This window comes from Paraburkholderia gardini (assembly GCF_907164575.1).
GTDB classification, from domain to species: domain Bacteria; phylum Pseudomonadota; class Gammaproteobacteria; order Burkholderiales; family Burkholderiaceae; genus Paraburkholderia; species Paraburkholderia gardini.
In genome coordinates this window covers 194,460-219,282 of the sequence record NZ_CAJQYY010000004.1, presented here as the reverse complement: position 1 = coordinate 219,282, position 24,823 = coordinate 194,460, and the positions used below count along the sequence as shown (strand labels likewise).

At 63.4% G+C, this 24,823-nt stretch carries 28 protein-coding genes; 11 read left to right on the top strand and 17 right to left on the bottom strand.

Going from position 1 to position 24,823, the window contains the following annotated elements; translation table 11 throughout:
• The coding region (locus LPA34_RS05410) for an acyl-CoA dehydrogenase C-terminal domain-containing protein (RefSeq protein ID WP_228975719.1) at positions 1 to 161 on the top strand (161 nt) is incomplete at its 5' end.
• A gap of 144 nt (positions 162 to 305) precedes the next feature.
• Here the strand turns inward: LPA34_RS05410 and LPA34_RS05405 are convergent.
• Positions 306 to 1,592 (bottom strand): D-amino acid dehydrogenase, encoded by a 1,287-nt coding sequence (locus tag LPA34_RS05405; RefSeq protein WP_228975683.1) that lies wholly within the window; start codon positions 1,590 to 1,592, stop codon positions 306 to 308.
• Between the two features lie 146 nt (positions 1,593 to 1,738).
• Here LPA34_RS05405 and LPA34_RS05400 point away from each other — a divergent pair, with 146 nt between their 5' ends.
• Both LPA34_RS05400 and LPA34_RS05395 read left to right on the top strand, forming a co-directional pair.
• A complete protein-coding gene (locus LPA34_RS05400) occupies positions 1,739 to 2,227 on the top strand; it encodes an Lrp/AsnC ligand binding domain-containing protein (RefSeq protein ID WP_228975681.1) in 489 nt (162 codons plus the stop codon).
• 94 nt (positions 2,228 to 2,321) lie between these two features.
• Positions 2,322 to 3,452 carry a PA0069 family radical SAM protein gene (locus LPA34_RS05395; protein WP_228975679.1) on the top strand — a complete coding sequence of 377 codons (1,131 nt, stop codon included), beginning with the start codon at positions 2,322 to 2,324 and terminating at the stop codon, positions 3,450 to 3,452.
• 25 nt (positions 3,453 to 3,477) lie between these two features.
• Here LPA34_RS05395 and LPA34_RS05390 read toward each other — a convergent pair whose 3' ends face one another.
• Positions 3,478 to 3,945, bottom strand: coding sequence for an NINE protein (locus tag LPA34_RS05390; RefSeq protein WP_228975677.1), 468 nt, complete (start codon positions 3,943 to 3,945; stop codon positions 3,478 to 3,480).
• A 166-nt stretch (positions 3,946 to 4,111) separates the two neighbouring features.
• Positions 4,112 to 5,182, bottom strand: a complete 1,071-nt coding sequence (locus LPA34_RS05385; RefSeq protein ID WP_228975718.1) for a PQQ-dependent sugar dehydrogenase — start codon at positions 5,180 to 5,182, stop codon at positions 4,112 to 4,114.
• A 263-nt stretch (positions 5,183 to 5,445) separates the two neighbouring features.
• Here LPA34_RS05385 and rpsP point away from each other — a divergent pair, with 263 nt between their 5' ends.
• The 6 genes from rpsP (at position 5,446) to LPA34_RS05355 (ending at position 9,704) form a co-directional block, all read left to right on the top strand.
• Positions 5,446 to 5,700: a 30S ribosomal protein S16 gene (gene rpsP / locus LPA34_RS05380; RefSeq protein ID WP_006476550.1), complete on the top strand. Its 255-nt coding sequence runs from the start codon at positions 5,446 to 5,448 to the stop codon at positions 5,698 to 5,700.
• 105 nt (positions 5,701 to 5,805) lie between these two features.
• Positions 5,806 to 6,501 (top strand): ribosome maturation factor RimM, encoded by a 696-nt coding sequence (gene rimM, locus LPA34_RS05375; protein ID WP_228975675.1) that lies wholly within the window; start codon positions 5,806 to 5,808, stop codon positions 6,499 to 6,501.
• 52 nt (positions 6,502 to 6,553) lie between these two features.
• Entirely contained in the window at positions 6,554 to 7,321 is a 768-nt protein-coding gene (gene trmD, locus LPA34_RS05370) for a tRNA (guanosine(37)-N1)-methyltransferase TrmD (protein WP_228975673.1), read from the top strand.
• A gap of 156 nt (positions 7,322 to 7,477) precedes the next feature.
• A complete protein-coding gene (gene rplS, locus LPA34_RS05365; protein ID WP_228975670.1) occupies positions 7,478 to 7,864 on the top strand; it encodes a 50S ribosomal protein L19 in 387 nt (128 codons plus the stop codon).
• A 105-nt stretch (positions 7,865 to 7,969) separates the two neighbouring features.
• Positions 7,970 to 8,650, top strand: a complete 681-nt coding sequence (locus LPA34_RS05360) for a CoA pyrophosphatase (RefSeq protein ID WP_228975668.1) — start codon at positions 7,970 to 7,972, stop codon at positions 8,648 to 8,650.
• A 115-nt stretch (positions 8,651 to 8,765) separates the two neighbouring features.
• The gene (locus LPA34_RS05355; protein ID WP_228975666.1) at positions 8,766 to 9,704 is read left to right on the top strand and encodes a CobD/CbiB family protein; all 939 of its coding nucleotides are present in this window, start codon (positions 8,766 to 8,768) and stop codon (positions 9,702 to 9,704) included.
• A gap of 92 nt (positions 9,705 to 9,796) precedes the next feature.
• Here LPA34_RS05355 and LPA34_RS05350 read toward each other — a convergent pair whose 3' ends face one another.
• The 3 genes from LPA34_RS05350 to LPA34_RS05340 are packed head-to-tail and all read right to left on the bottom strand — an operon-like array spanning position 9,797 to position 12,338.
• A complete protein-coding gene (locus LPA34_RS05350) occupies positions 9,797 to 10,117 on the bottom strand; it encodes a putative signal transducing protein (protein WP_228975716.1) in 321 nt (106 codons plus the stop codon).
• Between the two features lie 23 nt (positions 10,118 to 10,140).
• Positions 10,141 to 11,082 (bottom strand): ribosome small subunit-dependent GTPase A, encoded by a 942-nt coding sequence (gene rsgA / locus LPA34_RS05345; RefSeq protein ID WP_228975664.1) that lies wholly within the window; start codon positions 11,080 to 11,082, stop codon positions 10,141 to 10,143.
• Positions 11,079 to 12,338: a M48 family metallopeptidase gene (locus LPA34_RS05340; RefSeq protein WP_228975663.1), complete on the bottom strand. Its 1,260-nt coding sequence runs from the start codon at positions 12,336 to 12,338 to the stop codon at positions 11,079 to 11,081. Before LPA34_RS05340 ends, rsgA begins: the two co-directional genes overlap by 4 nt.
• A gap of 154 nt (positions 12,339 to 12,492) precedes the next feature.
• Here LPA34_RS05340 and orn point away from each other — a divergent pair, with 154 nt between their 5' ends.
• A complete protein-coding gene (orn, locus tag LPA34_RS05335) occupies positions 12,493 to 13,110 on the top strand; it encodes an oligoribonuclease (protein ID WP_228975661.1) in 618 nt (205 codons plus the stop codon).
• A gap of 51 nt (positions 13,111 to 13,161) precedes the next feature.
• Here orn and mog read toward each other — a convergent pair whose 3' ends face one another.
• The gene (gene mog / locus LPA34_RS05330; protein WP_228975714.1) at positions 13,162 to 13,824 is read right to left on the bottom strand and encodes a molybdopterin adenylyltransferase; all 663 of its coding nucleotides are present in this window, start codon (positions 13,822 to 13,824) and stop codon (positions 13,162 to 13,164) included.
• Complete coding sequence (yjgA, locus tag LPA34_RS05325; protein WP_228975659.1) at positions 13,763 to 14,377, bottom strand: ribosome biogenesis factor YjgA; 615 nt, start codon at positions 14,375 to 14,377, stop codon at positions 13,763 to 13,765. The genes mog and yjgA overlap by 62 nt, the downstream gene beginning before the upstream one ends.
• A 182-nt stretch (positions 14,378 to 14,559) precedes the next feature.
• Between yjgA and pmbA the strand changes: the two genes are divergently transcribed.
• Positions 14,560 to 15,936: a metalloprotease PmbA gene (gene pmbA, locus LPA34_RS05320; RefSeq protein WP_228975657.1), complete on the top strand. Its 1,377-nt coding sequence runs from the start codon at positions 14,560 to 14,562 to the stop codon at positions 15,934 to 15,936.
• A 116-nt stretch (positions 15,937 to 16,052) separates the two neighbouring features.
• Here the strand turns inward: pmbA and LPA34_RS05315 are convergent, their stop codons facing one another.
• The 9 genes from LPA34_RS05315 to LPA34_RS05275 form a co-directional block, all read right to left on the bottom strand.
• The gene (locus LPA34_RS05315; protein ID WP_228975655.1) at positions 16,053 to 16,553 is read right to left on the bottom strand and encodes a dihydrofolate reductase; all 501 of its coding nucleotides are present in this window, start codon (positions 16,551 to 16,553) and stop codon (positions 16,053 to 16,055) included.
• 111 nt (positions 16,554 to 16,664) lie between these two features.
• Complete coding sequence (locus LPA34_RS05310; protein WP_228975712.1) at positions 16,665 to 18,035, bottom strand: sigma-54 dependent transcriptional regulator; 1,371 nt, start codon at positions 18,033 to 18,035, stop codon at positions 16,665 to 16,667.
• Positions 18,036 to 18,254: 219 nt separating this feature from the next.
• Complete coding sequence (locus LPA34_RS05305; protein ID WP_228975653.1) at positions 18,255 to 19,730, bottom strand: DUF4813 domain-containing protein; 1,476 nt, start codon at positions 19,728 to 19,730, stop codon at positions 18,255 to 18,257.
• A 117-nt stretch (positions 19,731 to 19,847) separates the two neighbouring features.
• The gene (locus LPA34_RS05300) at positions 19,848 to 20,681 is read right to left on the bottom strand and encodes a peptidase C39 (protein ID WP_228975650.1); all 834 of its coding nucleotides are present in this window, start codon (positions 20,679 to 20,681) and stop codon (positions 19,848 to 19,850) included.
• Positions 20,682 to 20,688: 7 nt separating this feature from the next.
• Positions 20,689 to 21,411 (bottom strand): C39 family peptidase, encoded by a 723-nt coding sequence (locus LPA34_RS05295; protein ID WP_407672500.1) that lies wholly within the window; start codon positions 21,409 to 21,411, stop codon positions 20,689 to 20,691.
• Positions 21,412 to 21,478: 67 nt separating this feature from the next.
• Positions 21,479 to 23,062, bottom strand: a complete 1,584-nt coding sequence (locus LPA34_RS05290) for a hypothetical protein (protein WP_228975648.1) — start codon at positions 23,060 to 23,062, stop codon at positions 21,479 to 21,481.
• Between the two features lie 28 nt (positions 23,063 to 23,090).
• Positions 23,091 to 23,690, bottom strand: coding sequence for a hypothetical protein (locus LPA34_RS05285; RefSeq protein ID WP_228975646.1), 600 nt, complete (start codon positions 23,688 to 23,690; stop codon positions 23,091 to 23,093).
• Positions 23,691 to 23,716: 26 nt separating this feature from the next.
• The gene (locus LPA34_RS05280) at positions 23,717 to 24,223 is read right to left on the bottom strand and encodes a hypothetical protein (RefSeq protein ID WP_228975709.1); all 507 of its coding nucleotides are present in this window, start codon (positions 24,221 to 24,223) and stop codon (positions 23,717 to 23,719) included.
• Positions 24,224 to 24,294: 71 nt separating this feature from the next.
• Positions 24,295 to 24,750, bottom strand: a complete 456-nt coding sequence (locus LPA34_RS05275) for a hypothetical protein (RefSeq protein WP_228975644.1) — start codon at positions 24,748 to 24,750, stop codon at positions 24,295 to 24,297.
• Between the last annotated feature and the right edge of the window lie 73 nt (positions 24,751 to 24,823).

Genomic DNA, 24,823 nt, shown 5'->3' with positions numbered 1-24,823 from the left:
TGGAGCAGCGTGCGGACGATCCGTCGTTTTACGGCGCGAAGATCGCGACCGCGCAGTTCTTCGCGGAACACGTGCTGGCGCAGGCATCGGCGCTTGAAGCGTCGATCGTGACGGCGAAGGGCGATGAGGGTGTGCTGGCGCTTGACGCAGATCAGTTCTGATCGCGAAAGGACTGCGTGATGCGCGGACGGGCGGGCATTGCAGCCGAACGTCTATCAAAAACAGAACGGCGCCTCTTGTGAGGCGCCGTTCTGTTTTGAGTATGTCTGATCGCAGTCGAGCGATCGGGAAATCTGGTGAATTCGTCAGGCGTACGCCGGCCGGTGCGCGCTGCCCGTGTCGCCGAGATAGCGATGCACGGACAGGTCGCCCGACTGGATTGCCGGCTGCTTGCCGGAGATCAGGTCGGCGAGCAACTGGCCCGAGCCGCACGACATCGTCCAGCCGAGTGTGCCGTGTCCCGTGTTCAGGAACAGGTTCGACACCGGCGTACGCCCGACGATCGGCGTGCCGTCCGGCGTCATCGGACGCAGACCCGTCCAGAAGGTCGCTTTCGACGTATCGCCACCGCCCGGGAACAGGTCGTTGACGCATGTTTCGAGCGTCTCGCGGCGCGCCTGACGCAGCGACTTGTCGAAGCCCGCGATTTCGGCCATGCCGCCGACACGGATCCGGTCGTCAAAACGTGTAATCGCGATCTTGTACGTTTCGTCGAGCACCGTCGAAACGGGGGCTGCGGCTGCATCGACGATCGGCGCGGTAATCGAGTAGCCCTTCAGCGGATAAACCGGAATCTTGACGACATCCGCCAGAAAGCGTGTGGAGTATGAGCCGAGTGCGACGACGTAGCTGTCGGCCACCACCATCTCGTCGCCACATTTCACGCCGGCGATGCGGCCGTTGCCCATCGCGAGCGCGTCGATCGGCGTGTTGTAGCGGAACTTGACGCCGAGCGCTTCGGCCATCGCGGCGAGGCGCGTGGTGAACAACTGGCAGTCGCCGGTTTCGTCACCCGGCAGGCGCAGGCCGCCCGTCAATTTGTGCGACGTCGCGGCAAGCGCCGGTTCGACGCGCGCCAGTTCAGCGGGCGTCAGCAGTTCATACGCGACGTTCGCGTCCTTCAGCACGGCGATGTCTTTCGCGGCGCCGTCGAGCTGCTGTTGCGTGCGAAACAACTGGAGCGTGCCGCCCGTGCGGCCTTCGTACTGGATGCCGGTGTCGGCGCGAAGCGCCTGCAGACAGTCGCGACTGTATTCAGCCAGGCGAACCATGCGCCCCTTGTTGACGGCGTAGCGCTCCGTCGTGCAGTTCTGCAGCATCTGCCACATCCACTTCAGCTGGAACTGCGTGCCGTCGAGCCGGATGGCGAGCGGCGCGTGCTTCTGGAACATCCATTTGACGGCCTTCAGCGGCACACCAGGCGCCGCCCACGGCGCGGCGTATCCGGGCGAAATCTGCCCCGCGTTCGCGAAGCTGGTTTCGAGTGCCGGACCGGACTCACGGTCGATCACGGTCACTTCGTGACCCGCGCGCGCCAGGTAATACGCGCTCGTAACGCCAACGACACCGCTGCCCAGAATGACGACTCGCATGACTTCTCCAGAAAGGTCGAAAGGCTGACGGCATCGAAACGTTCGATTAATGACGGATTACGTGGTCAACCCAGTGTTAACGGCTATCATATTGATGATCAGGTAGCTGTTGTTATCGTATTTTTTGGATTTTCAGTGGAAAAACCATGCGAACCCAACGTCAACCGGTCCGCGCTCTGGACAAGCTGGATCGCCGCATCCTGAAACTGCTCCAGCAGGATGGGCGCATGGCCATGAAGGACCTCGCCGAACAGGTGGGCCTCTCGGTCACGCCGTGTATCGAACGCGTCAAACGCATGGAGCGCGAAAGCGTGATCATGGGCTATCACGCCCGGGTGAATCCGGCCGAACTGGGCGCGGCACTCCTGGTGTTCGTCGAGATCACGCTCGATCACAAGAGCGGCAACATGTTCGACCAGTTCCGGCGCGAAGTGCAGAAGATTCCCGAGGTGCTGGAGTGCCATCTCGTATCGGGCGATTTCGACTATCTGATCAAGGCGCGCATCGGCGAAATGGCCGACTACCGGAAACTGCTCGGCGACATCCTGCTGCAACTGCCCGGCGCGGTGCAGTCGAAGAGCTATGTCGTCATGGAAGAGATCAAGGAAACGCTGACGATCGCCGTCGGCGAGTGAGGTTCGCCTGGCCATCTGACGGGTCTCGACAAACGTCTAAAACACTGTATATTTATACAGTGCTTTAGACGTTTTGCTTTCCACTTTCCATACCGTGACCCGTTCCGACGACGAATATCCGATTGCCCCGCCGGCGCCCCTCAAGGGGCGCGGTGCGGTCACGAACCTGCAGGGGCGCTACGAGATTAACCAGCGCGAAGCGTTCGACGACGGCTGGGTGCTGTCGCCCGCGGATGAAGAAAACGGAACGCCTGCATTGCGTACCCAGGTTTTCGAAGAGAAGGCGAAATCGATCCTGACGCGCAACGCTTCGCCGGACATTCCGTTTAGCGTGTCGCTCAATCCGTATCGGGGGTGCGAGCACGGCTGCATCTACTGCTTCGCGCGCCCAACGCACAGCTATCTGGGGCTTTCGCCGGGGCTGGATTTCGAGAGTCGTATCTACGCCAGGATCAATGCAGCGGCATTGCTTGGGCACGAATTGTCGAAGAAATCCTACGTCCCCGAGCCCATTGCGCTGGGCGTGAATACCGATGCCTGGCAGCCGGTGGAACGCGGTCTCGGATTGACCCGTAGCGTCATCCAGGTGCTGCATGACCGTGGGCACCCGTTCGCGGCCATTACGAAGTCGTCGCTGATCGAACGCGATCTTGACCTGCTCGCGCCCATGGCGGCGCGCGGGCAGGTCATGGCGGCCATCACGATCACGACGCTCGACGCCGATATTGCCCGTACGCTGGAGCCGCGCGCCGCGACACCCGCGCGGCGGCTGCGCACGATCAAAACGTTGAGCGAGGCGGGCGTGCCGGTGGGCGTCAGCATTGCACCGGTGATTCCGTTCGTCACGGAGCCGGACATGGAGCGGGTGCTGGAAGCGTGCGCCCAGGCGGGGGCGTCGTCGGCCAGCTTTATCGTGCTGCGATTGCCCTGGGAAGTCGCGCCGTTGTTCAAAGACTGGCTCGCAGCGCATTTTCCGGATCGTGCCGATCGCGTGATGAGTCGTGTGCGAGACATGCGTGGCGGAAAGGACTACGACGCGTCGTTCGCGACGCGGATGAAAGGTGAAGGGCTTTGGGCAGATCTGCTCAAGCAGCGTTTTCACAATGCCGCCCGACGGCTCGGTCTGAACGAGCGGCAACGCGGCATTCTGGATATGTCGCAGTTTCGCCGGATCGAAATGGTGAAACCGCCGTTACCGGATAACCCGCAACTCGATCTTTTCTAGAACAGTCGCGGGATGCGCCGGGGTCTTACTGAGAAAGCGCTTTCGCCGCCTGAACCTGCGATTCGAAGTACGTCTGAAACGAGAACGCGAGCCCTGTCATCAGCAGGAACGCGCCGATCAGCAGCGAGAAGATAACGATGAAGATCACGGTCCAGCCCGAGTGGCTCTCTTTACCAGTTTGCGCGTTGAACTGCGCATCCCATTTTTCATCGGGGCGCAGCCCGTAGACGATCGCAGCGAGGAACGCCGCGAACAGCGAGACCGCACCCGGAAAAACGAGCATCCAGCCGAGCGTCGACGCGCGGTCGGTCGCGGCGAGCAGCAGATAGCCGGGGATACCGATCAGCGTGCCGAGCAGATGCGCCCAGCCATACACATCGCGCAATCCATACAGATAGAAGCGATGCGCACCCAGCGTGCCGAAGAAGAACGCCAGTGCTGCGGTTATCGTCTTGGATCTGAAGCGCGGGGAAAGCGAGGCAGCGGTGGACATGAGCTAGGACTGAATTTCCAGACAACGGGATGGACGCGCCAGGCGCGCATGCCGCGGCAGGTACGCGGGCCGACGCGCATTCTACGCCTGGCGCGCGCCGTGGGTCACTTTGGAAGTCCCGGCGCGGGTGTCGTTCTTGCCTCGTGCGCCTGGCTGGGTGAACTGGTCAAGGCGCCGTCCAGGTGACACGATAGATCGCGCCCGCATAGTCGTCGCTGATCAGAAGCGAGCCGTCGGGTAATGGCAGCACGTCGGCGGGGCGACCCCACACGCTTTCATCCGGCATCAGCCAGCCTTGGGCGAAGACCTCCTGGCGCGGATTGCTGCCGTCGGCGTTCACGATCACCCGCATGACACGGTATCCGACTTTCCGGCTGCGATTCCACGATCCGTGCTCGGCGATGAAGATGTTGTTCCGGTAGTCGGTCGGGAACATCGTACCGGTGTAAAAACGCATCCCGAGCGATGCGACATGCGCGCCGAGCTTCGCGACCGGCGGCGTGAATTCGCTGCACGGGTGGTTCTTGCCGAATTCCGGGTCGGCGATGTCGCCCGCATGGCAGAACGGATAGCCGAAATCCATGCCGCTGCGCGGAGCGCGATTGAGCTCGTCGTCGGGGCGATCGTCGCCGAGCATGTCGCGGCCGTTGTCGGTGAACCACAGCTCGTGCGTCACCGGATGCCACGCGAAGCCGACCGTGTTGCGAATGCCACGCGCGATCGTTTCGTAGTGGCTGCCATCGGCGTCCATGCGGCCGAGCATGGCGTAATGGTCACGATCCGGCAGGCAGATGTTGCAGGGCGCGCCCTGCGGCACGTACAGCTTGCCGTCGGGGCCAAAGGCGATGAATTTCAAGCCGTGGTGATGCCCGGTGGGCAATCTGTCCGTGACGACCGCCGGCTTTGGGGGATCGGCCAGATGGTCGTCGATCGCATCGAAACGCAGAATCTTCGACACCGCTGACACGTACAGCGCCCCGTCGCGCCACGCGACGCCGGCCGGCATGTCGAGTCCGGACGCGATCACGTGCCGGGCGGTGACCCGCCCGGCACGCAGTTCCAGGGCGTAAACGTGGCCGTCGATGCTGCCCGCATACAGAATGCCCTTCGGCGACAAGGCCATTTCGCGTGCCGAAGGCACGTTGTCCGCCAGAACTTCGATGTGAAATCCGGGCGGCAGCTTGATTCGCCCGATTGGCAACGACGCTGCCGTGGCGGCGGTTGCAGTCAGATTCATCAGGAAAAATGCGATGACGAACAGCCAGTCATGCCGGCTGTCCGGGCGTCCAGACCGCAGTCCGGGCATCGTCAGAAAAGCAGTTTTCATGTGCCTCCCGCATAGATAACCGGGCGAGCCCGCTGCCGCTGCGTCGGGCGCGATGTCTCGTCGCAGCGGCCCGGCATTGCAGTTTATCCCCGTAAGTGTTTGTTATGGCATTGCTTTCGGGCTATAATCTCGCGTTTCAGTGGTTTCGAACCCCGGATTTCAAGGATTCCAGTATGGTCATCATCCGCTTGGCTCGTGGCGGCTCCAAGAAGCGCCCGTTCTACAACATCGTCGCAACCGATTCGCGTAACCGTCGTGACGGCCGCTTTATCGAACGCGTTGGCTTCTACAACCCGGTCGCTACGAAGGGTGAGTCGCTGCGTATCGCTCAGGACCGCCTGACGTACTGGCAAGGCGTTGGCGCGCAGCTGTCGCCGACCGTCCAGCGTCTCGTGAAGGAAGCCCAAAAGGCGCAGCCGGCTGCCTGATGGTAGCCAGCATGCGCATCGCGGGCGTGTCGCGCGAACTGTGCGGCGTGCCGGATGCGCACGTATTGTCTGAAGTTGGCCCGAAGCAGGCTGTGAGGTTGACCCATGTCCACGCGTGATTCTGACGGCTCGGGCCGTAGCAAAACCGCGAACCGTGGCGAAGCTTCATTTGGCGCCTTTGTCCGCAAGCCGGTAGCGCGGGTTGCTCCGGCAGCGGCGGGTCCGGTTGCAGCAGAAATGCGCGCTGAACCGGCAGAAAGCTGGCCGGACGACGCTGTCGAAGTCGGTGCAATTGTCGACTCGTATGGCCTGAAGGGCTGGGTGAAGGTGGCCGCGCATGCGGACGCCGGGCGAGGCGGCGACGCCTTGCTGAGCGCAAAACGCTGGTGGCTGCAGAAAGGCCGCGAGCGTCGCTCTGCAACCGTTCTGCAGTCGAAGATACACAGCGATAGTATCGTTGCCCATCTGGGCGGCACGGCCGACCGTGACGAGGCGTTGTCGCTGCGCGGTCACAGCGTGTACGTGCGTCGCAGCGACTTCCCGGCACTCGATGCCGACGAATTTTACTGGGTCGACCTGCTCGGCCTCTCTGTCGTCAACGAGTCTGGCGTCGCGCTGGGCACGGTTGCCGACATGATCGACAACGGTGCGCATTCGGTTCTGCGCATCGAGTATCCGACCACGGGGAAAGACGGCAAGCCGGTTACTGGCGAACGTCTGATTCCGTTTGTCGGCGTCTACGTCAAATCGGTGGATCAGGCGGCGAAGAAGATCGTCGTCGACTGGGAAGCCGATTATTAATCGCGGTGCCGGCATCACGGTACCGGGCACGATTCGCTGAATGGGGAGAGCGATGCAGTTCGATGTCATCACGCTCTTTCCTGACATGTTTCATGCATTGACCGATTGGGGTATCACCAGCCGGGCAGCGAAGCAGCAGCGATACGGTTTGCGTACGTGGAATCCGCGCGATTTCACGACCGACAACTACCGTACTATCGATGATCGCCCGTATGGCGGCGGCCCTGGCATGGTCATGCTTGCAAAGCCGCTTGAAGATGCGATCGGTGCAGCGAAAGCCGCGCAGGCGGAGCAGGGTGTGACCGGTGCGCGCGTCGTGATGATGTCGCCGCAGGGCGCAACGCTCAATCACGATCGCGTGATGCAGTTCGTGCAGCAACCGGGTTTGATCCTGCTGTGCGGTCGCTACGAAGCGATCGATCAGCGTCTGATCGACCGGGTTGTCGATGAAGAAGTCAGCCTGGGTGATTTCGTACTGTCCGGTGGAGAGTTGCCGGCGATGGCGTTAATGGATGCTGTCGTACGCCAGTTGCCCGGCGTACTGAACGATTCGCAGTCGGCGGTGCAGGATAGTTTCGTCGATGTATTACTGGACTGTCCGCATTACACGCGGCCTGAAGAATATGATGGCGTGCGCGTGCCCGATGTGCTGCTCGGCGGCCATCATGCGGAAATCGAGTTGTGGCGTCGGCGCGAAGCGCTGCGCAACACAGTGGTCAAGCGCCCCGATCTGATCGAGCGCGCGAGAAAGAACAAGATGCTGAGCCGTGCCGATGAGGCATGGCTTGCAAGTCTCGCGAAAGAAGCGTCGAAGGCGTAAGCCTTCACGATTCCGAGTGAGCACCAGGCGGTGTCGCACATGCGTGTGCGGCGCCAGATGTGAACCCATCCTCTATCGGGGCCGTAGCCGCGCGCAGCAGACAAAGCCAGCGCAAGGCAGGTACGAACGCCGACAAGATGGACATAGGAGTCAGTGATGAATCTGATTGCAAAACTCGAGCAGGAAGAAATCGCGCGCGCCCTCGGCGAGAAGACCATCCCCCAATTCGCCCCCGGTGATACGGTGATCGTCAGCGTGAACGTGGTAGAAGGCACGCGCAAGCGTGTGCAGGCTTATGAAGGCGTCGTGATTGCCAAGCGCAATCGTGGCCTCAACTCGTCGTTTATCGTCCGCAAGATTTCGTCGGGCGAAGGCGTCGAGCGTACGTTCCAGACGTATTCGCCGCTGCTGGCAAGCATCGTCGTGAAGCGTCGCGGTGACGTGCGTCGCGCAAAGCTGTACTACCTGCGCGATCGTTCGGGCAAGTCGGCCCGGATCAAGGAAAAGCTGGTCTCGAAAGGCCGTGCTGCTTCGCAGGCTTGAAACCTGTAAGAGCTGTAAGAAAAAGCACCCCTCGCGGGTGCTTTTTTCTTTGGTGCGTCAGAATAGCGCCTTGTCCAATTCAATCGCCCGATTCCCGGAAACCCGTTGACCCGCCCCGTTTTTGAACCCGAAGCCCTGCCTGTCGAATCGACGGGTATCGATCTGTCTGCCGTTGCGCCCGAACGGCTGACGCCCGACGGTCTGCGCGCGCGTTTTGAAAAAACGCTCGCGTGGGCGCCGGAGCCGCTGGTGGAAACGCGTCTGCATGACGGCGATCCGCGACTGGCCGCCGTGCTGGTGCCGCTGATCGTGCGCGACGAAGGGCTCACCGTGCTGTTGACGCAGCGCGCCGACCATCTCAACGACCATGCCGGCCAGATCAGTTTTCCGGGCGGCCGCCGGGAATCCTGGGATGCGGACGCAACCGCGACCGCGCTGCGCGAAGCTCAGGAAGAGGTCGCGCTGGATCCTGCGCGCGTCGAAGTGCTGGGTTCGCTGCCCGACTACCTGACGGGTACCGGTTTTCGCATCACGCCCGTGGTCGGTCTCGTGCATCGGCCGTTCACGGTCGAAGCCGATACGCTCGAAGTCGCCGAAATCTTCGAGGTGCCGCTCGCCTTTCTGATGGACCCGGCGCGTCACGAAGTCCGCGTGTTTCGCTGGGAAGGTGGGGAGCGTCGTTTTTTTGCGATGCCTTATCCGCGTGGCGAACCGGACGGTCATCACTTCATCTGGGGTGCAACGGCGGGCATGTTGCGCAATTTCTATCGCTTCCTCGCCGCGTGACCCGAAAGGCAGTCTTGCGCCCCAGGCGTTTGCACCCCTTGCACGCTCAGGCTCATCCGACCCTGTGCTATCGTTATAAAAGAATCACATAAACCTGAATGGCACGGCGCACCGCATGACATTTTTCTCCGTATTGCTGGCTCTCATCATCGAACAGTTACGCGCGCTGTCGCCTGGCAATCCGGTGTCGGCGCTGCTTCAGTACCATGCGGAGTCTGCCGCGCAAGGCTTTGACGCCGGCAAGCAGAAGCACGGAATCCTCGCCTGGCTGGTCGTGGTGCTGCCATGGACGCTCTTCGTCGGCGCCGTTTACTACGTGTTGTATGAGATCAACTTCGTGCTCGCGTTCCTCTGGAACGTCGCGATCGTGTACTTCACGCTCGGCTTCCGGCAATTCAGCCACTATTTCACCGACATCCATCTCGCGCTCAATAACGACGATGTGCCGCGCGCGCGTGAAATTCTCAATGAGTGGACTGGCCTTGAGACCATCGATATGCCGGTCAGCGAGATCGTGCGTCACACGCTGATTTACGCGGTGATCGCGTCGCATCGTCACGTGTTCGGCGTGTTCTTCTGGTTTCTCGTGCCGGTCGGGCCGGCCGGCGCGGTGCTGTATCGCATCGCTGAATATCTCGCGCGGACGTGGTCGAAGCCGGCCGACGACCGCACGCCGGCGTTCTCGACGTTCGCGCAGCGGGCGTTTTTCGTGATCGACTGGATTCCGGCGCGTTTGACGTCGCTGGGTTTCGCGATCGTCGGCAATTTCGAAGATGCCATCTACGCGTGGCGCAATCACGCCCGCCAGTGGCCCGATACGAACGATGGCGTCCTGCTTGCCGCGGGCAGTGGTGCGCTCGGCGCGCGTCTGAGCGGGCCGCTTGCCGAGCCGTCGAGTCTCGATGCGCTTTCGACCGGCGACGGTGGCCCAATGCAGGTCGGCGACGACTGCACGCCGCGCACGCTGCAATCCGCGGTCGGGCTGGTGTGGCGCGCGGTTATCCTGTGGATGATCATCCTGCTCATGCTGACGATCGCCGTGTGGCTGGCCTGAGTCTCACCGCCCGGAACCATCAGTCGCAAAGCAGAAGAGGCCGGAATGAAAACCCGGCCTCTTTTTTTATCCGCTAATCGAGCTGGTGACGATCAGCCGTCAAGCGGATCCCGTGCGGTTCCACATTGCCAGCACACCGTGAACTGCGCTTCCAGCGTCTCTCCACACCCGGCACAACGCCACGCTGGCGCGCCCGCGGCAGGACCGTTCGTGGCGGCGTCGATCAACCGGCGCGCAAGCGCTTCGTCGCGTTCATCGACGAGCCACAGTTCCGGCGCGCACTGTTCCGCCGGAATTTCGCCCAGCGCGCCGTTCAGATAGCGGTTATGCAACTCGCACGCGACGCCCGCCGCCGACAGCACGTTGATCCAGTGCTGTCCGGTCACCACGTTCGGTGCGCGCATCAGTTTCATCATGGCGGGGCGGGAGTCGGCGCCTAGCGCACGATCTGGCTGGCTTCGTGGACAAGTTGCGCATAGAGCGCATGACGTTCGCGCGCGATGCGACCGCTGGCGACGGCTTCGAGGATCGCGCAGCCCGGCTCGTGCAGGTGATGACAGTTATAGAAGCGGCAATCCGCCAGCAGCGGACGAAACTCCGGAAACGCGCGTTCGAGGCGCCCTTCGGTGAGATGGTGCAGGCCGAATTCCTGAAAACCGGGCGAGTCGGTGAGCGAGCCGCCTTCGGGCAATCGATGAAGACGCGTGTACGTGGTCGTATGGCGGCCGCTGTTCAACGCGGTCGAGATCTCTCGCGTCGCGACTTCGGCGTTCGGGACCAGAAGGTTCACGAGCGTCGATTTACCCATGCCGGATTGCCCGAGCAGAAGCGTCGAATGCCCGGTCAGATGTTCACCGAGTGCCGCACGGGCCTCGTCGGGCCGTGTCCTGACCGACACCTCCACGACCGGATACCCGAGTTCGCGATAGCGTGCGAGCCGCGCGCGCGCGCCCGGGAGCGCGGCCTCGACGTCGGTTTTGTTCAACATGATGAGCGGCTTCAGCGCGTTGGCTTCGGCCGCGACCAGCGCGCGGCCGAGCAGGTCCTCGCTGAAATGCGGCTCGGTGGCGAGCACGATCAGCAACTGGTCGAGGTTCGCCGCAAAGAGCTTCGACTTGTACTGGTCGGACCGGTAGAGCAGGTTGCGCCGCTCGTCGATGGCGACGATCACGCCCTGGTCGGCAGACGCCGCTTCGTATGTCACGCGATCGCCGACGGCGACCTCGCTCTTCTTGCCGCGTGGAAAGCATTGCAGCGGCGCGCCGCCGTCATCGGGCACGACGAGGTAATGGCGGCCATGCGCCGCGACGACGAGACCGTGTACCTGCTTTTGCGCGCTGGCCGCGGCGCGGGCCGCTTTCGGCGAACGGCCGCTCATGCGTGCCGCAGCAGGCGGTCGATCCGCTGCGACGCCGGCGGATGCGAATAATAGAACGCGGTGTAGAGCGGGTCGGGCGTGAGCGTCGACGCGTTGTCCTCGTACAGTTTGACGAGTGCGTTGACGAGGTCTTTGGCATCCGTCTGCGTGGCGGCGAAAGCGTCGGCCTCGAACTCGTGCTTGCGCGAACTGAGACTGCCAAGCGGTGTCACGAAGAACAGGAACACAGGGACGGCGAGGAAGAACAGCACGAGCGCAAGCCCGCTATTGCCGCCGATGAGCGACGGGCGCACGCCCAGCCCTTCGTAGAACCACACGCGCTGCGACAGCCAGCCGAGCAATGCCAGCATCACGAGGCTGATCGCGAACGTGACCACCATCCGCTTCACCACGTGACGACGCTTGAAGTGGCCCAGTTCGTGCGCCAGTACCGCTTCGATCTCGTTGCCCGACAGGCGCGCGAGCAGCGTGTCGAAAAACACGATGCGTTTGGCCGCGCCGAAGCCCGTGAAATACGCGTTGCCATGCGCCGAACGACGGCTGCCGTCCATCACGAAGAGGCCCTTGGCGGCGAAGCCGCAGCGCTTCATCAGCGCCTCGATGCGGGCTTTCAGCGCTTCGTCCTTGAGCGGTTCGAACTTGTTGAAGAGCGGGGCGATGAACGTCGGATACAGCACCAGCACGAGCATCTGGAACGCGACCCACACGATCCACGTCCACAGCCACCACAGGCTGCCCGCCTGGTTCATCAGCCACAGCACGACGAACAGCAGCGGCAGGCCGAACGCTGCACCGAGCAGCACACCCTTGATACGGTCGACGAAGAAAATACGCCGGCTCATCCGGTTGAAGCCGAAACGGTCTTCGATCACGAACTGACGGTAATAGTCGAACGGCAGATCGATCACGCTCGTGATCGCGACCACCGCCGCGACCAGCGCGATCTGGCCGCTGTAGCCGCGGCCGAGCCAGTCGGTCAGGCTGAGATCGAGCCACTGGACACCGCCCAGCAGCGTCAGCCCGATCAGCACCGCGGCGCTGACGACGATTTCCGCCATCGTAAGGCGCGTGCGCTCGACGGTGTAATCGGCGGCGCGCTGGTGTGCCGGCAGCGGAATGGCGGTGGAGAACTGCGGCGGCACCTGGTTGCGGTGCGCCGCCACGAAGCGGGTTTGCCGCGACGCGAGCCAGAGTTTGGTTCCGACCATCGCCACAACGGCGATCACGAACAGAACGGTGAAGTACAGGGTAGGCATCCGGGAGGTCCGTGGTATCTATGCGAGAATTATATGTTTCTTCCCGCCGGCTGGCGGGTTGCGCTCATACGAACTATTTTGGCGGCTTTAGTGACGTCCGGGCGCACCGTGCGCACGCAACGCCCACCGCCTGATAACAACCAAGGTTGCCTTCATGACTGACACCCCCGACGCCGCTGGCCAGACCCCGCTCGTTCGCAGCGACATGAATCTCATCTGGCTCGACATGGAAATGACGGGCCTCGAACCGGACACGGACCGCATCATCGAGATCGCTGTCGTCGTGACCAGTTCGACGCTCGATAAACTGGTGGAAGGCCCGGTGCTGGCCATTCATCAAAGCGACGAAACGCTGGCTAAAATGGATCAGTGGAACCAGAACACGCACGGCCGCTCGGGTCTGATCGACCGGGTGCGCGCGTCGACGGTCAGTGAAGCCGAAGCGGCCGAACAGATTCGCGCGTTCCTCGGCGAATACGTCCCGCCGGGCAAATCGCCGATGTGCGGCAACTCGATCTGCCAGGACCGCCGTTTCATGGCGCGCTGGATGCCGGACCTCGAACGCTTTTTCCACTATCGCAACCTCGACGTCAGCACGCTGAAGGAACTGTGCCGCCGCTGGCAGCCGACGATCTACAAGGGCTTTCAGAAGCGCGCGATGCATACGGCGTTGGCCGACATCCATGAATCGATCGACGAACTCAAGTACTACCGCGAGCACTTCCTGATTCCGCAGGCCAGCGCGCCCGGCGCTGCCGCGGTCGCCATCTGAGTCGCTGCGGTCCGGGCCGCCATCGCAGGCGCCCGTTAGCAGCCTGAAACGCTACCGGGGAGTGCGCTGCGCGCTCTTCGGGCGAAATGCCGCGACCACGCTCGCGTTCGTTTCCACGTACGGGCCACCGATCAGGTCGATGCAATACGGCACCGCCGCAAAAATGCCTGGAACGACGACCGCACCGGCTTCATCGCGCAACCCCTCCAGCGTTTCCCTGATCGACTTTGGCTGACCCGGCAGATTGACGATCAGCGCGGCGCGCTCCGCCGTTTCGCGGATGACCGCCACTTGCCGCGAGAGAATCGCGGTCGGGACGAAATTCAGGCTGATCTGCCGCATCTGTTCGCCAAATCCCGGCATTTCCCTTGTGCCCACCGCGAGCGTGGCTTCCGGCGTGACGTCGCGGCGCGACGGGCCCGTGCCGCCCGTTGTCAGCACCAGATCGCAGCCCACGGTGTCGGTGAGCTCGACGAGCGTGGCCGAAATGGTGGCCGCGTCGTCCTGTATCAGCCGGGTCTCGACGCGCCATGGCGAGGCGAGCGCCGTGCCCAGCCACGCCTCGAGCGCGGGAATGCCCTTGTCCTCATAGACGCCGCTGCTCGCCCGGTCGCTGATCGACACGAGGCCGATCAGGATCTCGTCAGGGTGGTTACGCGCCAGTTTCGTCATCGTCGTCTTCGCGGGGTTCACCGGATTCGTCGCTGTCGTCATCATCGTCGCCGGTTTTGCTCGTGTCCTTGATCCACTGGAACAGTTCGCGGAAGTAGCGCGGCGGCCTGGCCTGCTGCTGCTCCTTGCGCGCGTTACGAATCAGCGTGCGGCCTTCCTGCGGGTCGGCGGCGGGGTGCTGGCGGATGAATCCGGTCAGCGCCGCGTCGTCGGCGAGCAGCTTCTCGCGGGTGCGCTCGATCCAGTGCAGACGGGCCGTTTCGGCCTTGTTGATGCCCTTGTAGCTGTCCAGCGCGGTACGCAGCGCGGCCGTTTCCGCATCCAGCAGCCCGCGCATCACGCGGCCGACGTACTGCACCTGACGGCGCTTGCCTTCGTGATCGGTAATGCGGCGTGCCTCGCGGACCGCGTCGTTGAGCGCTTCGGGCATCGGCATGCGCTTGAGCGCGTCTTTCGGTAGCGCGATCAGCGCCTCGCCCAGTTCCTGCAGCGCGTGCATGTCACGCTTGAGCTGCGATTTGCTGGGACGGTCATACCCGTTCTCGTCGACTTCCGGAGCGGGTTGCATGGGTTGAGTGCGGGTTTTGCGTGTCATGTCCATATTGTAACGTGCCGTGTCCCGCCAACCCCCATGCCGGATGGCTAACGCGCTGGCTTGAAGACGGTCGAAGGTCAGGTACGGCGGCGCGGACCTTGCTATGATCGCGAGATGCGGAATTTCACCGATGCGAACAACAGGCGGGCCGGTTTCCGGCCCCGAACCGGACGGTAACGACGATGGCAGCAGACACCGACATGGACGTTAAACAGCGCTTTTTCCCGCACACGCAGGACGAACTGAAGCAGATCGCCGAAGACATCCTGCGCCACGCGAAGGCGATCGGCGGCAGCGACGCGGCCACTGAAATCTCCGAGGGCGACGGCCTGTCGGTCTCGGTGCGGCGCGGCGAAGTCGAAACGATCGAGCACAACCGCGACAAGATGGTCGGCGTGACGGTCTTTATCGGCAACAAGCGCGGCAACGCGAGCACGTCGGATTTTTCATCCCAGGCGCTGAAGGACACCGTTGCGGCCGCATACAACATCGCGCGTTTCACGGCGGAAGACGACTGCGCCGGTCTCGCCGAAAAGGAACTGCTGGAAACCAGCCCGCAGGATCTCGATCTGTATCACCCGTGGAATCTGTCCGCCGACGAAGCGGTCGAAATCGCCCGTCGCGCGGAAGACGCCGCGTTTGCCGTCAGCCCGCAGATCCGCAATTCGGAAGGCGCGAGCGTCTCCGCACAGCATTCGCAGTTCGTGCTCGCCACCTCGCGCGGTTTTCTCGGCGGCTACCCGTATTCGCGGCATTACGTGGCGTGCGCGCCGATCGCCGGCAGCGGGCGCAACATGCAGCGCGACGACTGGTACACGTCGAAGCGCAGCGCCGGCGATCTGGCCGATCCGGAAGCCGTCGGCCGTTACGCCGCGCATCGCGCGCTTGCGCGCACGGGCGCGCGCGGTCTCGACACGCGCAAGGTGCCGGTGCTGTTCGAGGCGCCGCTTGCCGCGGGCCTGCTCGGCGCGTTCGTGCAGGCCACGAGCGGCGGCGCGCTGTATCGCAAGACAACGTTTCTCGTCGACAGTCTCGGCAAGCCGGTGTTCGCGCCGCACGTTCAGGTGGTCGAGGATCCGCACACGCCGCGCGCGATGGGCAGCGCGCCGTTCGACGAAGAAGGCGTGCGCACGCAGCGCCGTTCGGTGGTGAAGGACGGCGTGGTCGAAGGCTACTTCCTGTCGACGTATTCGGCGCGCAAGCTCGGCATGAAGACGACCGGCAACGCCGGCGGCTCGCACAACCTGTCGCTGCTCAGTTCGAGCACGCGGCCGGAGGACGACTTCGAGGCGATGTTGAAGAAGCTCGGCACGGGTCTGCTGCTGACGGAACTGATGGGACAGGGCGTCAACTACGTGACGGGCGACTATTCGCGCGGCGCGTCGGGCTTCTGGGTGGAGAACGGCAAGATCCAGTACCCGGTCGAGGAAATCACCGTCGCGGGCACATTGCAGGAAATGTTCCGTCATATCGTCGCGATCGGCGCGGATACGATCGTGCGCGGCACCAAGCAGACCGGCTCGGTGCTGATCGAGCGGATGACGATTGCCGGGCAGTAAGCGCTCGTCAGCATGAAGAGACGCATGCCGTCTGCACAAAAAAACGCCACGGCGCAATCCAGCCGTGGCGTTTTTTCATGCGCCCGTCAAAAGGCGCGACGTGCAGTCACGAAGATTCAGTCGTGCCGGCGCTGATACGTCACGAACGCGTAGTCGAATTCGTTCGGCGCATGCGCGCGATGCGTCTCGCGTGCAACTTCGTCCCAGTGCCCAGGGTCCGGCGCGGGAAACGTCGCATCGCCTTCGAAGTCGGCGGAAATCTCGGTCATCACGAGCTTGTCGGCGTGGTGAAAACCTTCGTGATAAAGCTGTGCGCCGCCGATCAGGAATGCTTCGGGCGCCTGATCCTGCTGGGCGAGCGCGAGTGCTTCGTCGAGACTCGTGACCGTGTCGCAGCCGTTGAAGCGCCGGGTGGCATCGTGCGTGACGACGATATTGCGTCGTCCCGGCAGCGCGCGACCGATCGATTCGTGGGTCTTGCGGCCCATGATGATGGGCGCGCCCATCGTCGTGCGCTTGAAGAAGGCGAGGTCTTCGGGCAGGCGCCAGGGCAACTGGTTGTCGCGGCCGATCACGCCGTTGCGGGCGCGAGCGACGATCAGGGTCAGCGTCGTCATCGAGTAGTCAGTGAACGTAATCGTCCTGATTCTACCTGACGGGCGCATCGCCTCTTTTCGCGGAACCGGCCGCTTGCGTGCAATGTCCGCTGCGTGGGGAACGCGCCGCGCTCACTCCGGATGCTCGCTGTCGCCGTGCAGGCCCGCCTTGTCCTCCGGCGCGATACATTCGCGCAGACCGTGTGCGCCCATCAACCGGTACAGCGTGACGCGCGAAATGCCGAGGTCGGCCGCCGCTTCGTTCAAACGATGACGATGGCGCAGCAGCGCCGATTCGATCGCCCGTTTTTCCGCGGCTTCGCGGGCCTGCGAAAGGCTCATCGTCTGTTGCTCGGTGAAGTGCGCGAGATCGAGGTCGTCGGCGGAGATCAGCTTGTTCTCGGCCATCACGATCGCGCGCCGGATCCGGTTGATCAGCTCGCGCACGTTGCCGGGCCAGTTGTAGTTGTACATCGCCTCGATCGCCGAGGGCGTGAAGCCGCGAATCTTCCGCGCGCTGTCGGTCTTGAACTTGTGCAGGACGTGATGCGCGATGATTTCGATATCCTTGCCACGTGCGCGCAGCGGCGGTTCGTCGACGCGCAGCACGCACAGACGGTGAAACAGGTCGGCGCGAAAGCGTCCGTCGCGCATCGCGAGTTCGAGGTCGATGTGGGTCGCGGAAATGATGCGCACGTCGACCGTGATCGATTCGCGCCCGCCCAGCCGCTCGATCTTGCCTTCCTGCAGGAAACGCAGCAGGCTCGCCTGGCTTTCCATCGGCAGATCGCCGATTTCGTCGAGCAGCAGCGTGCCGCCGTCGGCCGCCTCGACGCGGCCGATCTTGCGCTGGTTCGCGCCGGTAAAGGCACCGCGCTCATAGCCGAACAGTTCGGATTGCAGCAAGTGATGCGGAATCGAGCCGCAGTTGATCGCGACAAACGGCGCCTTGCGGCGCGGCGAACGTTCGTGAATCGCGAGCGCGGTCAGTTCCTTGCCCGTGCCCGATTCGCCGGAGATGAACACGCTCGCGTCCGTGTTGGCGACCTTGCGGATCGTGCGAAAAAGTTGCTGCATCGCCTCGCACGTGCCGACCATTTCTTCGTCGCCGGTTACGGCGGCGCTCGCGGCGAGGTCGGGATCGCACAGCGAGACCATGCCGAACGCGTGGCCCACGAGATAATCGATCGTCGCGCTCGCGACGGGCGTTTTCACGTAGTCGAAGCAGTAATGGCGGATCAGGCGCCGCGTTTCAGGATCGGTGAGGCGCTCATCCGTCGCGAGCGCGATCCAGCCGACCTGCTGCTGGCGCAGGCTCGCTTCGAGGCCCGCCAGGTCGCGCGGCACGAAGCTCGTCAGATCGACGATGCCGGCACACGCCAGATCCGGCTTCAGGAGCCGGCTGAGTTCATGCGCCGAGCGTGCGACCACGACGGTCCAGCCTCGGCTTCGCAGGTGGGCGGCGAGCGTCTCGTCGGGTACCCGCGCGACGTACAGCAACATGCGCGCGGCCTCGGTGCCGGGATGTCCGGCGCGTTCGCCCGCATCGATCCCTGGACCCGACTCACGGGCGAGCGAGAGGCGTTGCTCCGTCTTCTGCTCGCGCTGCGCGACGGTTTCCTTGCTGCGGGCGAGCGAAAGCCGCGAGCCCGCGCCAGCGAGCGGAGTGACGGTAGTCAGATGGGGTGATTCGCGCACGATCGACCTCGTATCGGTGGCACGTCAGAAAGTGTAGGGGAACCGCATGCCGACGACGAAATTCGGTGCGTCGGGCGTCAGGCCCACCGACACCACGCCGTTGATCGTCAGGTGCTTGTTCACTACGTGATTCAAGCCAAAATTCAGTACCGACGCGGTGGTTTCGCTGCCCGGCACACTGACGTAGCCGCCGCCCGGCGACTTCGTCTTCGATGACGGTTCAATAGCCATCGTGTAGGAGATGCTTGCGGAATCCTTGTCCGAGAACGCCAGCGCGACGCCGCCGCCGAACTGCACGATGTCGCCGAGCTTCACGGTTGCGGGCTGTGTCTGGCCGGCCACCGACGAGATATCCGCAAACGAACGGGCGATGTTGTAGGTATAGGACACACTGCCGAACAGCACGACCGGGTCATAGGTTTTCAATACCGACATACCCGCCGTGATGTTCCAGAAACCCGTGCCGGTGGGCAGCTTGCTCGGCGCGACCAGATTCGTGTTGTCGGGCGTGAGCTGGACGACCTTGATGCCGAACGGCGACGTGCCGGTCGGCGCCTTGACGCGCAGGCTGCCGACCACGTCGGGCAGGTTGTTGGTTTCCTTCAGGAACTGGTAATAGATCCCGAAGTTGACGTCGCCGATCGCACTGGAATTGACCGACGCGTCCGACAGCGAATTGGCCGCGCCGCCCGCGCCGCCCACGATGAAGTCGCTGTGACGATAGATGTACGGCACGTCGACATCGACGCTCATGCGGTCCGTGAGACCGTAGCGCGTGTCGAGGTCGGCCATCACCTGGTGCGACTTCGTCTGACCGAGGTTGATGTTGCCGAGGAAAATCGCGTCGAGCGCGAGGAACCCGGACAGTTGCAGCTGGCGGCGGTCGTAATAGGTATCGCTGATACCCCAGTCGAGCGTCAGCTTGTGGTCGAAGAGCGGTGCGTGTTCGCGCTGTACGACGGCTTCCTCGGCCTGGGTACGGACGGGTTCGGCCGCTTTCTGGGTCTGGCCGACCGTGCCGTCCGTGCCGGCGGAGCCGGCCGGTCCCGACGTGCCGGCCGTGGCCGGCGTGGCACCCGCGGGCACGCCCGGCGCGCCGTTACTGGGCGAGGGCGGGTTGACCGGCACGCCGGTCGCCGTACCTGTCGAACCGCCCGGCGCCGGTGCCCCCGGGCTGACCTGGGCGAGCGGCGGAAGCGGCACGGGCAGGCCGTCCGCGCCGGGCTGCTCTGCGACCGCTTCCGAGCCGGCGGGGCCGCCATAACCCGGCGCGCCGCGTCCGCGCTGCGCCATCTCGAGGTTCGTGACCTGCCGCTCCAGCGAGTGAATCTGCCTTTGCTGTTCGTCGACGACGCGCATCAGTGTGTTGAGCCGTTCGTCCACCGACTGGCCCGCAAGCGCCTGCGCACTCGCCCCCTGTGAAAGCGCGAACAGCATCACCGCGACTGGAATGGCCGCCAGTGCGCTGCGCGGCGCCCTGGTTCCTGAATCGTTCTTCATTCTTGTTCCCCCGGGAAAACAGCCGCGCGCCGCGGGTCTCCTTGTCGCAACGCGTTGCCGTTGGTACTGCCTGCGTCTCTTTTTACTGCGGTCTCAGGTCACGGGTGGCGGCCCGCCTTATCTCCTCGAGTTCTGCAGAGCCTGCAGGACGCCGATCTGTTGCAGCATTGCCGGTGTCATCTGTTGCGTCTGCAGGTGCAACATCAACTGGTTCCCGACCTGCTGGTTATTCCCCGCGATCTGTAGCATCTGCGCGATCGAACTGACCTGCTGCGCGGTGCTCGGGACGATGGTTTGCGTCGCGATGCCGGCCGGCGTCTGCAGTGCGACGGTGACGCCGCCCGTGCCGAACGCGATGCCAGCCTTGATCGTGCCGGACGCGTTCGATGCGTTCGACGTCGCCGAATTCGTGCCGCCTGGTACGTTCGCCAGTTGTGCAGCGTTGTTGTTGAAATCGATCGTTGCCGCGTTCACGCCGATGTTGTGGTCACCCGCCACCTGCGTGACCTGCGATACGCCGTTCACCGAGACGCCCTGTCCGCCGCTGGTCGTTGCGTTCGGACTGGCGCCGCTGTTGGCGGCGTTGGTCGCGTTCTGCTCGATGACTTTCGTCATCGTGTTCACCTGCGCGTTGATCTGGTTAGTCAGATTTTTCGTGACGGTGAGGGCGCCCTGGGCGATCGCCGCCGCACCATTGGGCAACTGCCATTGGGAAAGGACACTCAGCACGAACCCGGAGATCATCGGGGCACCGGCGAATTTGCCGGTCTGATGCTCGAGTACGTCGTCGTCCACCATTTGCCACTTGAGTTGCTGAGGGGCAACATCGCGCGTCGACAGAAAACCGGGAACCGGTGAAGTGCCTGTTCCGTCGGCGGCAAAAGCCCCACTTGCGAAGACGCATGTCGATGCGCACAACGCGAAGCCGAATCGGGTGAATGTAAGCTTCATGGTCGGGTCAGAACAGGTCTGCCTTGGTCAAGCCAAATTCGACAAAAGGAGTCGCCGCCGTCCCGTTGTTCAGCGCGTTGGTGCGCAGCTTCAGGGCCAGCGACTCGTTGTCCTGCAACAGCGGTGAATCCTCCAGAAATGGTTTTCCGAGGACAGCGAACACGAGACCGTTCCAGGTCTTCGCGAAGTCCTCTTCGAGCACGATGCGATTGCCAAGGGCAGGATCCGCGATGAAAATGCGGCCGTCCTGCGCATGCTTGACGATCACGAAATGCTCATACCCTCCGATATTCATCAGAACCATGACGGGGATCTGCAGGTGATACAACGCGTCGACATTGACCCGATAACCTCTGCCGCGCAGCCCGATCGTCTCGACGAACTTCTTCATGTCGAGCATCGAAAAACCATTCTTCACGACGACGTCGGGCGTTGAAAACACCATCATGCGGCGGATCAGTTCCGTCTCGGGGATGTCGATGCCGTAGCCGTACTTGAGGAGTGTGGCGAGCGCAGCTGCACCGCAGCTGTAATCGAACTGCTGGCTGACGATGTGGCCGTAACGAATGTCCTTCATCGAGCGCACCGTTTTATGAAGCGGGACGCCCATCAGGGTAGACGTATCGATGACAGCCTGTGCGTGGCCTGCCGCACACATCGTGCAACTTGCCAGCGCTGCGGCGAGCCTGACGACGCGCCGCGACACGAGAGGTGGGACAAGCCCGGACATGCTGGTCTCCTGCTGATTCACGCCGGCCGCTTCCGTGGCGGCCGGCGCGTTCCCCACTGTGATTCGATCAGTGACCGCTGTTGAGGGCGGCGATCGCCAGACCGTTGTGCTGCAGGTTGCCGGCGCCACCGGCGATGTTCACGCCGATGTTGCCGGTTGAGTTTGCAAGCGCGCCGGCGCCGAGCATTGCCGTACCCTGGAACTGACCCTGCACCGCCATTGACGCGCTTTGCGAGTTGTTGTCCGTGGCGACCATGGCCGTCGTCTGCGCATTACCCCGCGACGTCGTCGTGACCGCGCCGGCAAGGCTGTTGTTCTGCGCATTGCCGATACCGGACGCGACGTTCACACCAACGTTGCCCGAGACGTTTTGCAGCGAGTTATCGCCGATCGAAGCGTTCAGGTTGAAGTTGTTGATCTTCGCGAGGCCGGAAGACGACTGCACGTTGAAGACCTGCGCATTGCCGAACACGTTACCGATGTCGACCGAAGCGAGCGACGTGTCGTTGCTCTGGGCGTTGTCGATACCTTCCGCGATGTTGATACCGAGGTTGCCCGATACACCCGAGCCCGCACCCGCACCCGTGGTGGCGTTCAGCGTGCCGGCGACGCGCGTGTCATAGACCTGCGTGACGGAGCCGGTCGTCTTCACGTCGGTGGTTGCCAGCGTGTCGTTCACGCTGTAGCCCGAAGAGCGCGATGCCTGCGACGACTTGCTGTACGAAGAGGAGCTTGCGCTTCCCGTCGCATGCGTGGACGAGTCGTTATGAGCGTAAGTCGACGTGGAGCCCTTCGACTTGTTGCCCGAGCCGCTGTTCGATGCCGTTGCCGCCCAGCTTTGGGATGCGTCGCCATACGAAGCGTGGTTTGCATCGGCGCTCTTCGTCGAGTTCGACGTGTCTTCCGAGTTCGAGCCGTGCGAGGACGTCGACGAACCGCCGTTGTTGTGATTGCTCTTGTAGTTCGACGCGGTGCTTTCCGAACCCGAAACCGAGACGCCAGCGTGGCCATTGAAGATGTTGCCGCCGCTCGAGGTGGCGATACCTGCCGAAGCCGTGCCTGCCGCCGCCTGGCTATGGTTGCCATTCGCGTAGTTGGAGCTCGCATTCTGCGACGAAGAATTATTCGTGTGCGTCTTCGACGTGTCGCTTGCCGAGGCGCTGTTGCTGGACCAGCCGTTGTCGTTCGCGCTATGTGCCTGGCTCGCTTCCCCCGCGCTCGCCGTGTTGCCGTACGCGTAGTTGCTGGCCGAACTCTTCGTCGTCGTCGAGTTCGATGCGTTCGTCGTGGTCGTTGTGTAGCCGTGCAACGAGGCTTCGTTTGCCGTGAACGACTTGTTGTCGTACGAGGTGTTCGTGCCCGTGCCGACAACGCCGCTTGAACGGTTGTTATAGCTCGTCGTGACGGCGCCCTTTATATAGCTCTGTGCCTGTGGATCGAGCGATGCAAAGACGCTGGTGTTCTGGGTGTTGTTCACGACGGCGCCGGCGGTGCTGGACACGTTCACGCAGCCGAACAGCGTGACCCAGCCTTCGATGCCGACCTGTTCGCCGACCATGGTGGCGTTGAACAGGTAGGGGTTCTGCGGCGATGCGAAGGCGGAACCCGAAGCTGCCGCAAACACTGCCGCTGCAATAATTGTGCGTTTCATTTTTTCGCTCCGATACGAGTGTGGCTATTTAGAAAAGAGTGCCCGCCGGGGGACGGAGCACAAAACTGTTTGCCGTTGCATTACCGGCTCCTGCAGCCTGGTTGATCTGGACGATCCCGCTGACGTTCTTGAAAGCCTCATTGGAAATGCTGGCTTCCCTGACGCCCTGAACCCCGATGGATTGACCCGAACCACCGTTTTTCGCGGCCGTCGCGGATAGCACCCCATCCGGAACGGTCTCGACTCCGAGCGCCGCAGTGCCAAGCTGCACACTGTTTTGCTGGAGATTTCCCGCGCCCGCAGACTGGTTCAACATCACCGCTCCGGACGTACTGGAAAATGCATTACCTTCGATGGAAGCGCGCGCGGCCTTGACCTTCGCGGCGACCGTCGAGCTCTGGGCGCTGAAGTTGTCGTTCGCCACCGCGCCGCCTGTCGTGATCGTCAACTGGTTGGCCTGGGCGTTGTCGAGGCCGGCTGTTTCGTTCATCGCGATCGCACCGTGCACGCTGGTCGCGGCGCCGTTCGCGATCGTCGCATCGGCGGTGACGCGCGGGACGGACTGCGCATGGGCGACCGGCACGAGCAGTGCGCCGAGTACCGCGCACGCGGCGATCGAACGGCGCATGCCGGGGGTGCGGTTCGGAAGGCGGCTCATTTCAGGCCTCCCAGCGCACCGCCGAGGGCGGTCGACAGCGGCGCCAGCGCGCCCGATACCGATGAGGAAATCGTGCCGCCGATACCCGCCGCCGGCGCGCCGATGTTGCCGCTGTTCAGCGCGATGTTATTGCCGGTGGCGTTGCCGCTGAGGATGCGTGTGACCGCCTGCAGGCCGGCTGCGCCGACGCTGCCGTCGGCCAGTCCGGTCGAGCCGTGCGCGCTCGTCAGGTCCGCGTCGGAGACCATCGTCGCCATCATCGGATTGAAGCTGCTGGCCGGGAACGTCGTGGCGCGCACCAGTACCGGGTCCTCGCTCTTCGGCACGTTGTCGTAGGCGATGCGCGGGGTGATCTGACGTTCGACGATGATGTCGCCGGGATTGACGGCCTGCTCGGCGCTCGCGAGCGTCGCGGCACCGGCGGCCAGGGCGCCGAGCAGCAGGGCTGCAAGGCGCGGCGCGGATGGCCGGCGGGCACGCGTGGTCTGGGTTGAAGCGGTCATGTCAGGGTCCCCGATAGCGAACCGAAGTGCCGGTGCCGGGCAGCGGCGATCGTGTTCGTTGTTCATTCGCGTTACTGTCTTGTGAAGCTCGCCACGTTGCCTTGCGCCGCGCGGGCCGCATCCACCGGAACCGGCAGCGGCGTGGGCGGTGCAATCTCGTCCCACAGCGTCACCGACCCGCCCCGCATCTGCGGCGTCGCCGCCACCATCACCATGCCGACCGCGCCGCCGCGCTGCCGCGACAGCATCTGGTCGTCGAGCACCATGCCGTTCGACGCGGCGACGTCCGCGGCCCCGGTGGAATCGGCAGACGTCTGTGCGGCGACCGACGATGTGTCCGTCGCGTTGTCGTCCAGACTGGCGAGCACTACGGGCGTTACGGATGCAACGGCAGGTCTACTGCTGTCTGATGCGGGAGCAACCACCTGGGCAATGGCGTCGACAGGCAGCGCCGTCGAGGCCAGCAAGACGCAGATTGCGGCGCCCAGCGTGGACAACTTCATGTCGATGCGGAAAACAGGTCGCATGGTGTGTCTCCTTGGTGCAGGACATTTAGCGAAACGTGTGCCATCTGCCGCAATCCATTGATGGGACTGGGCA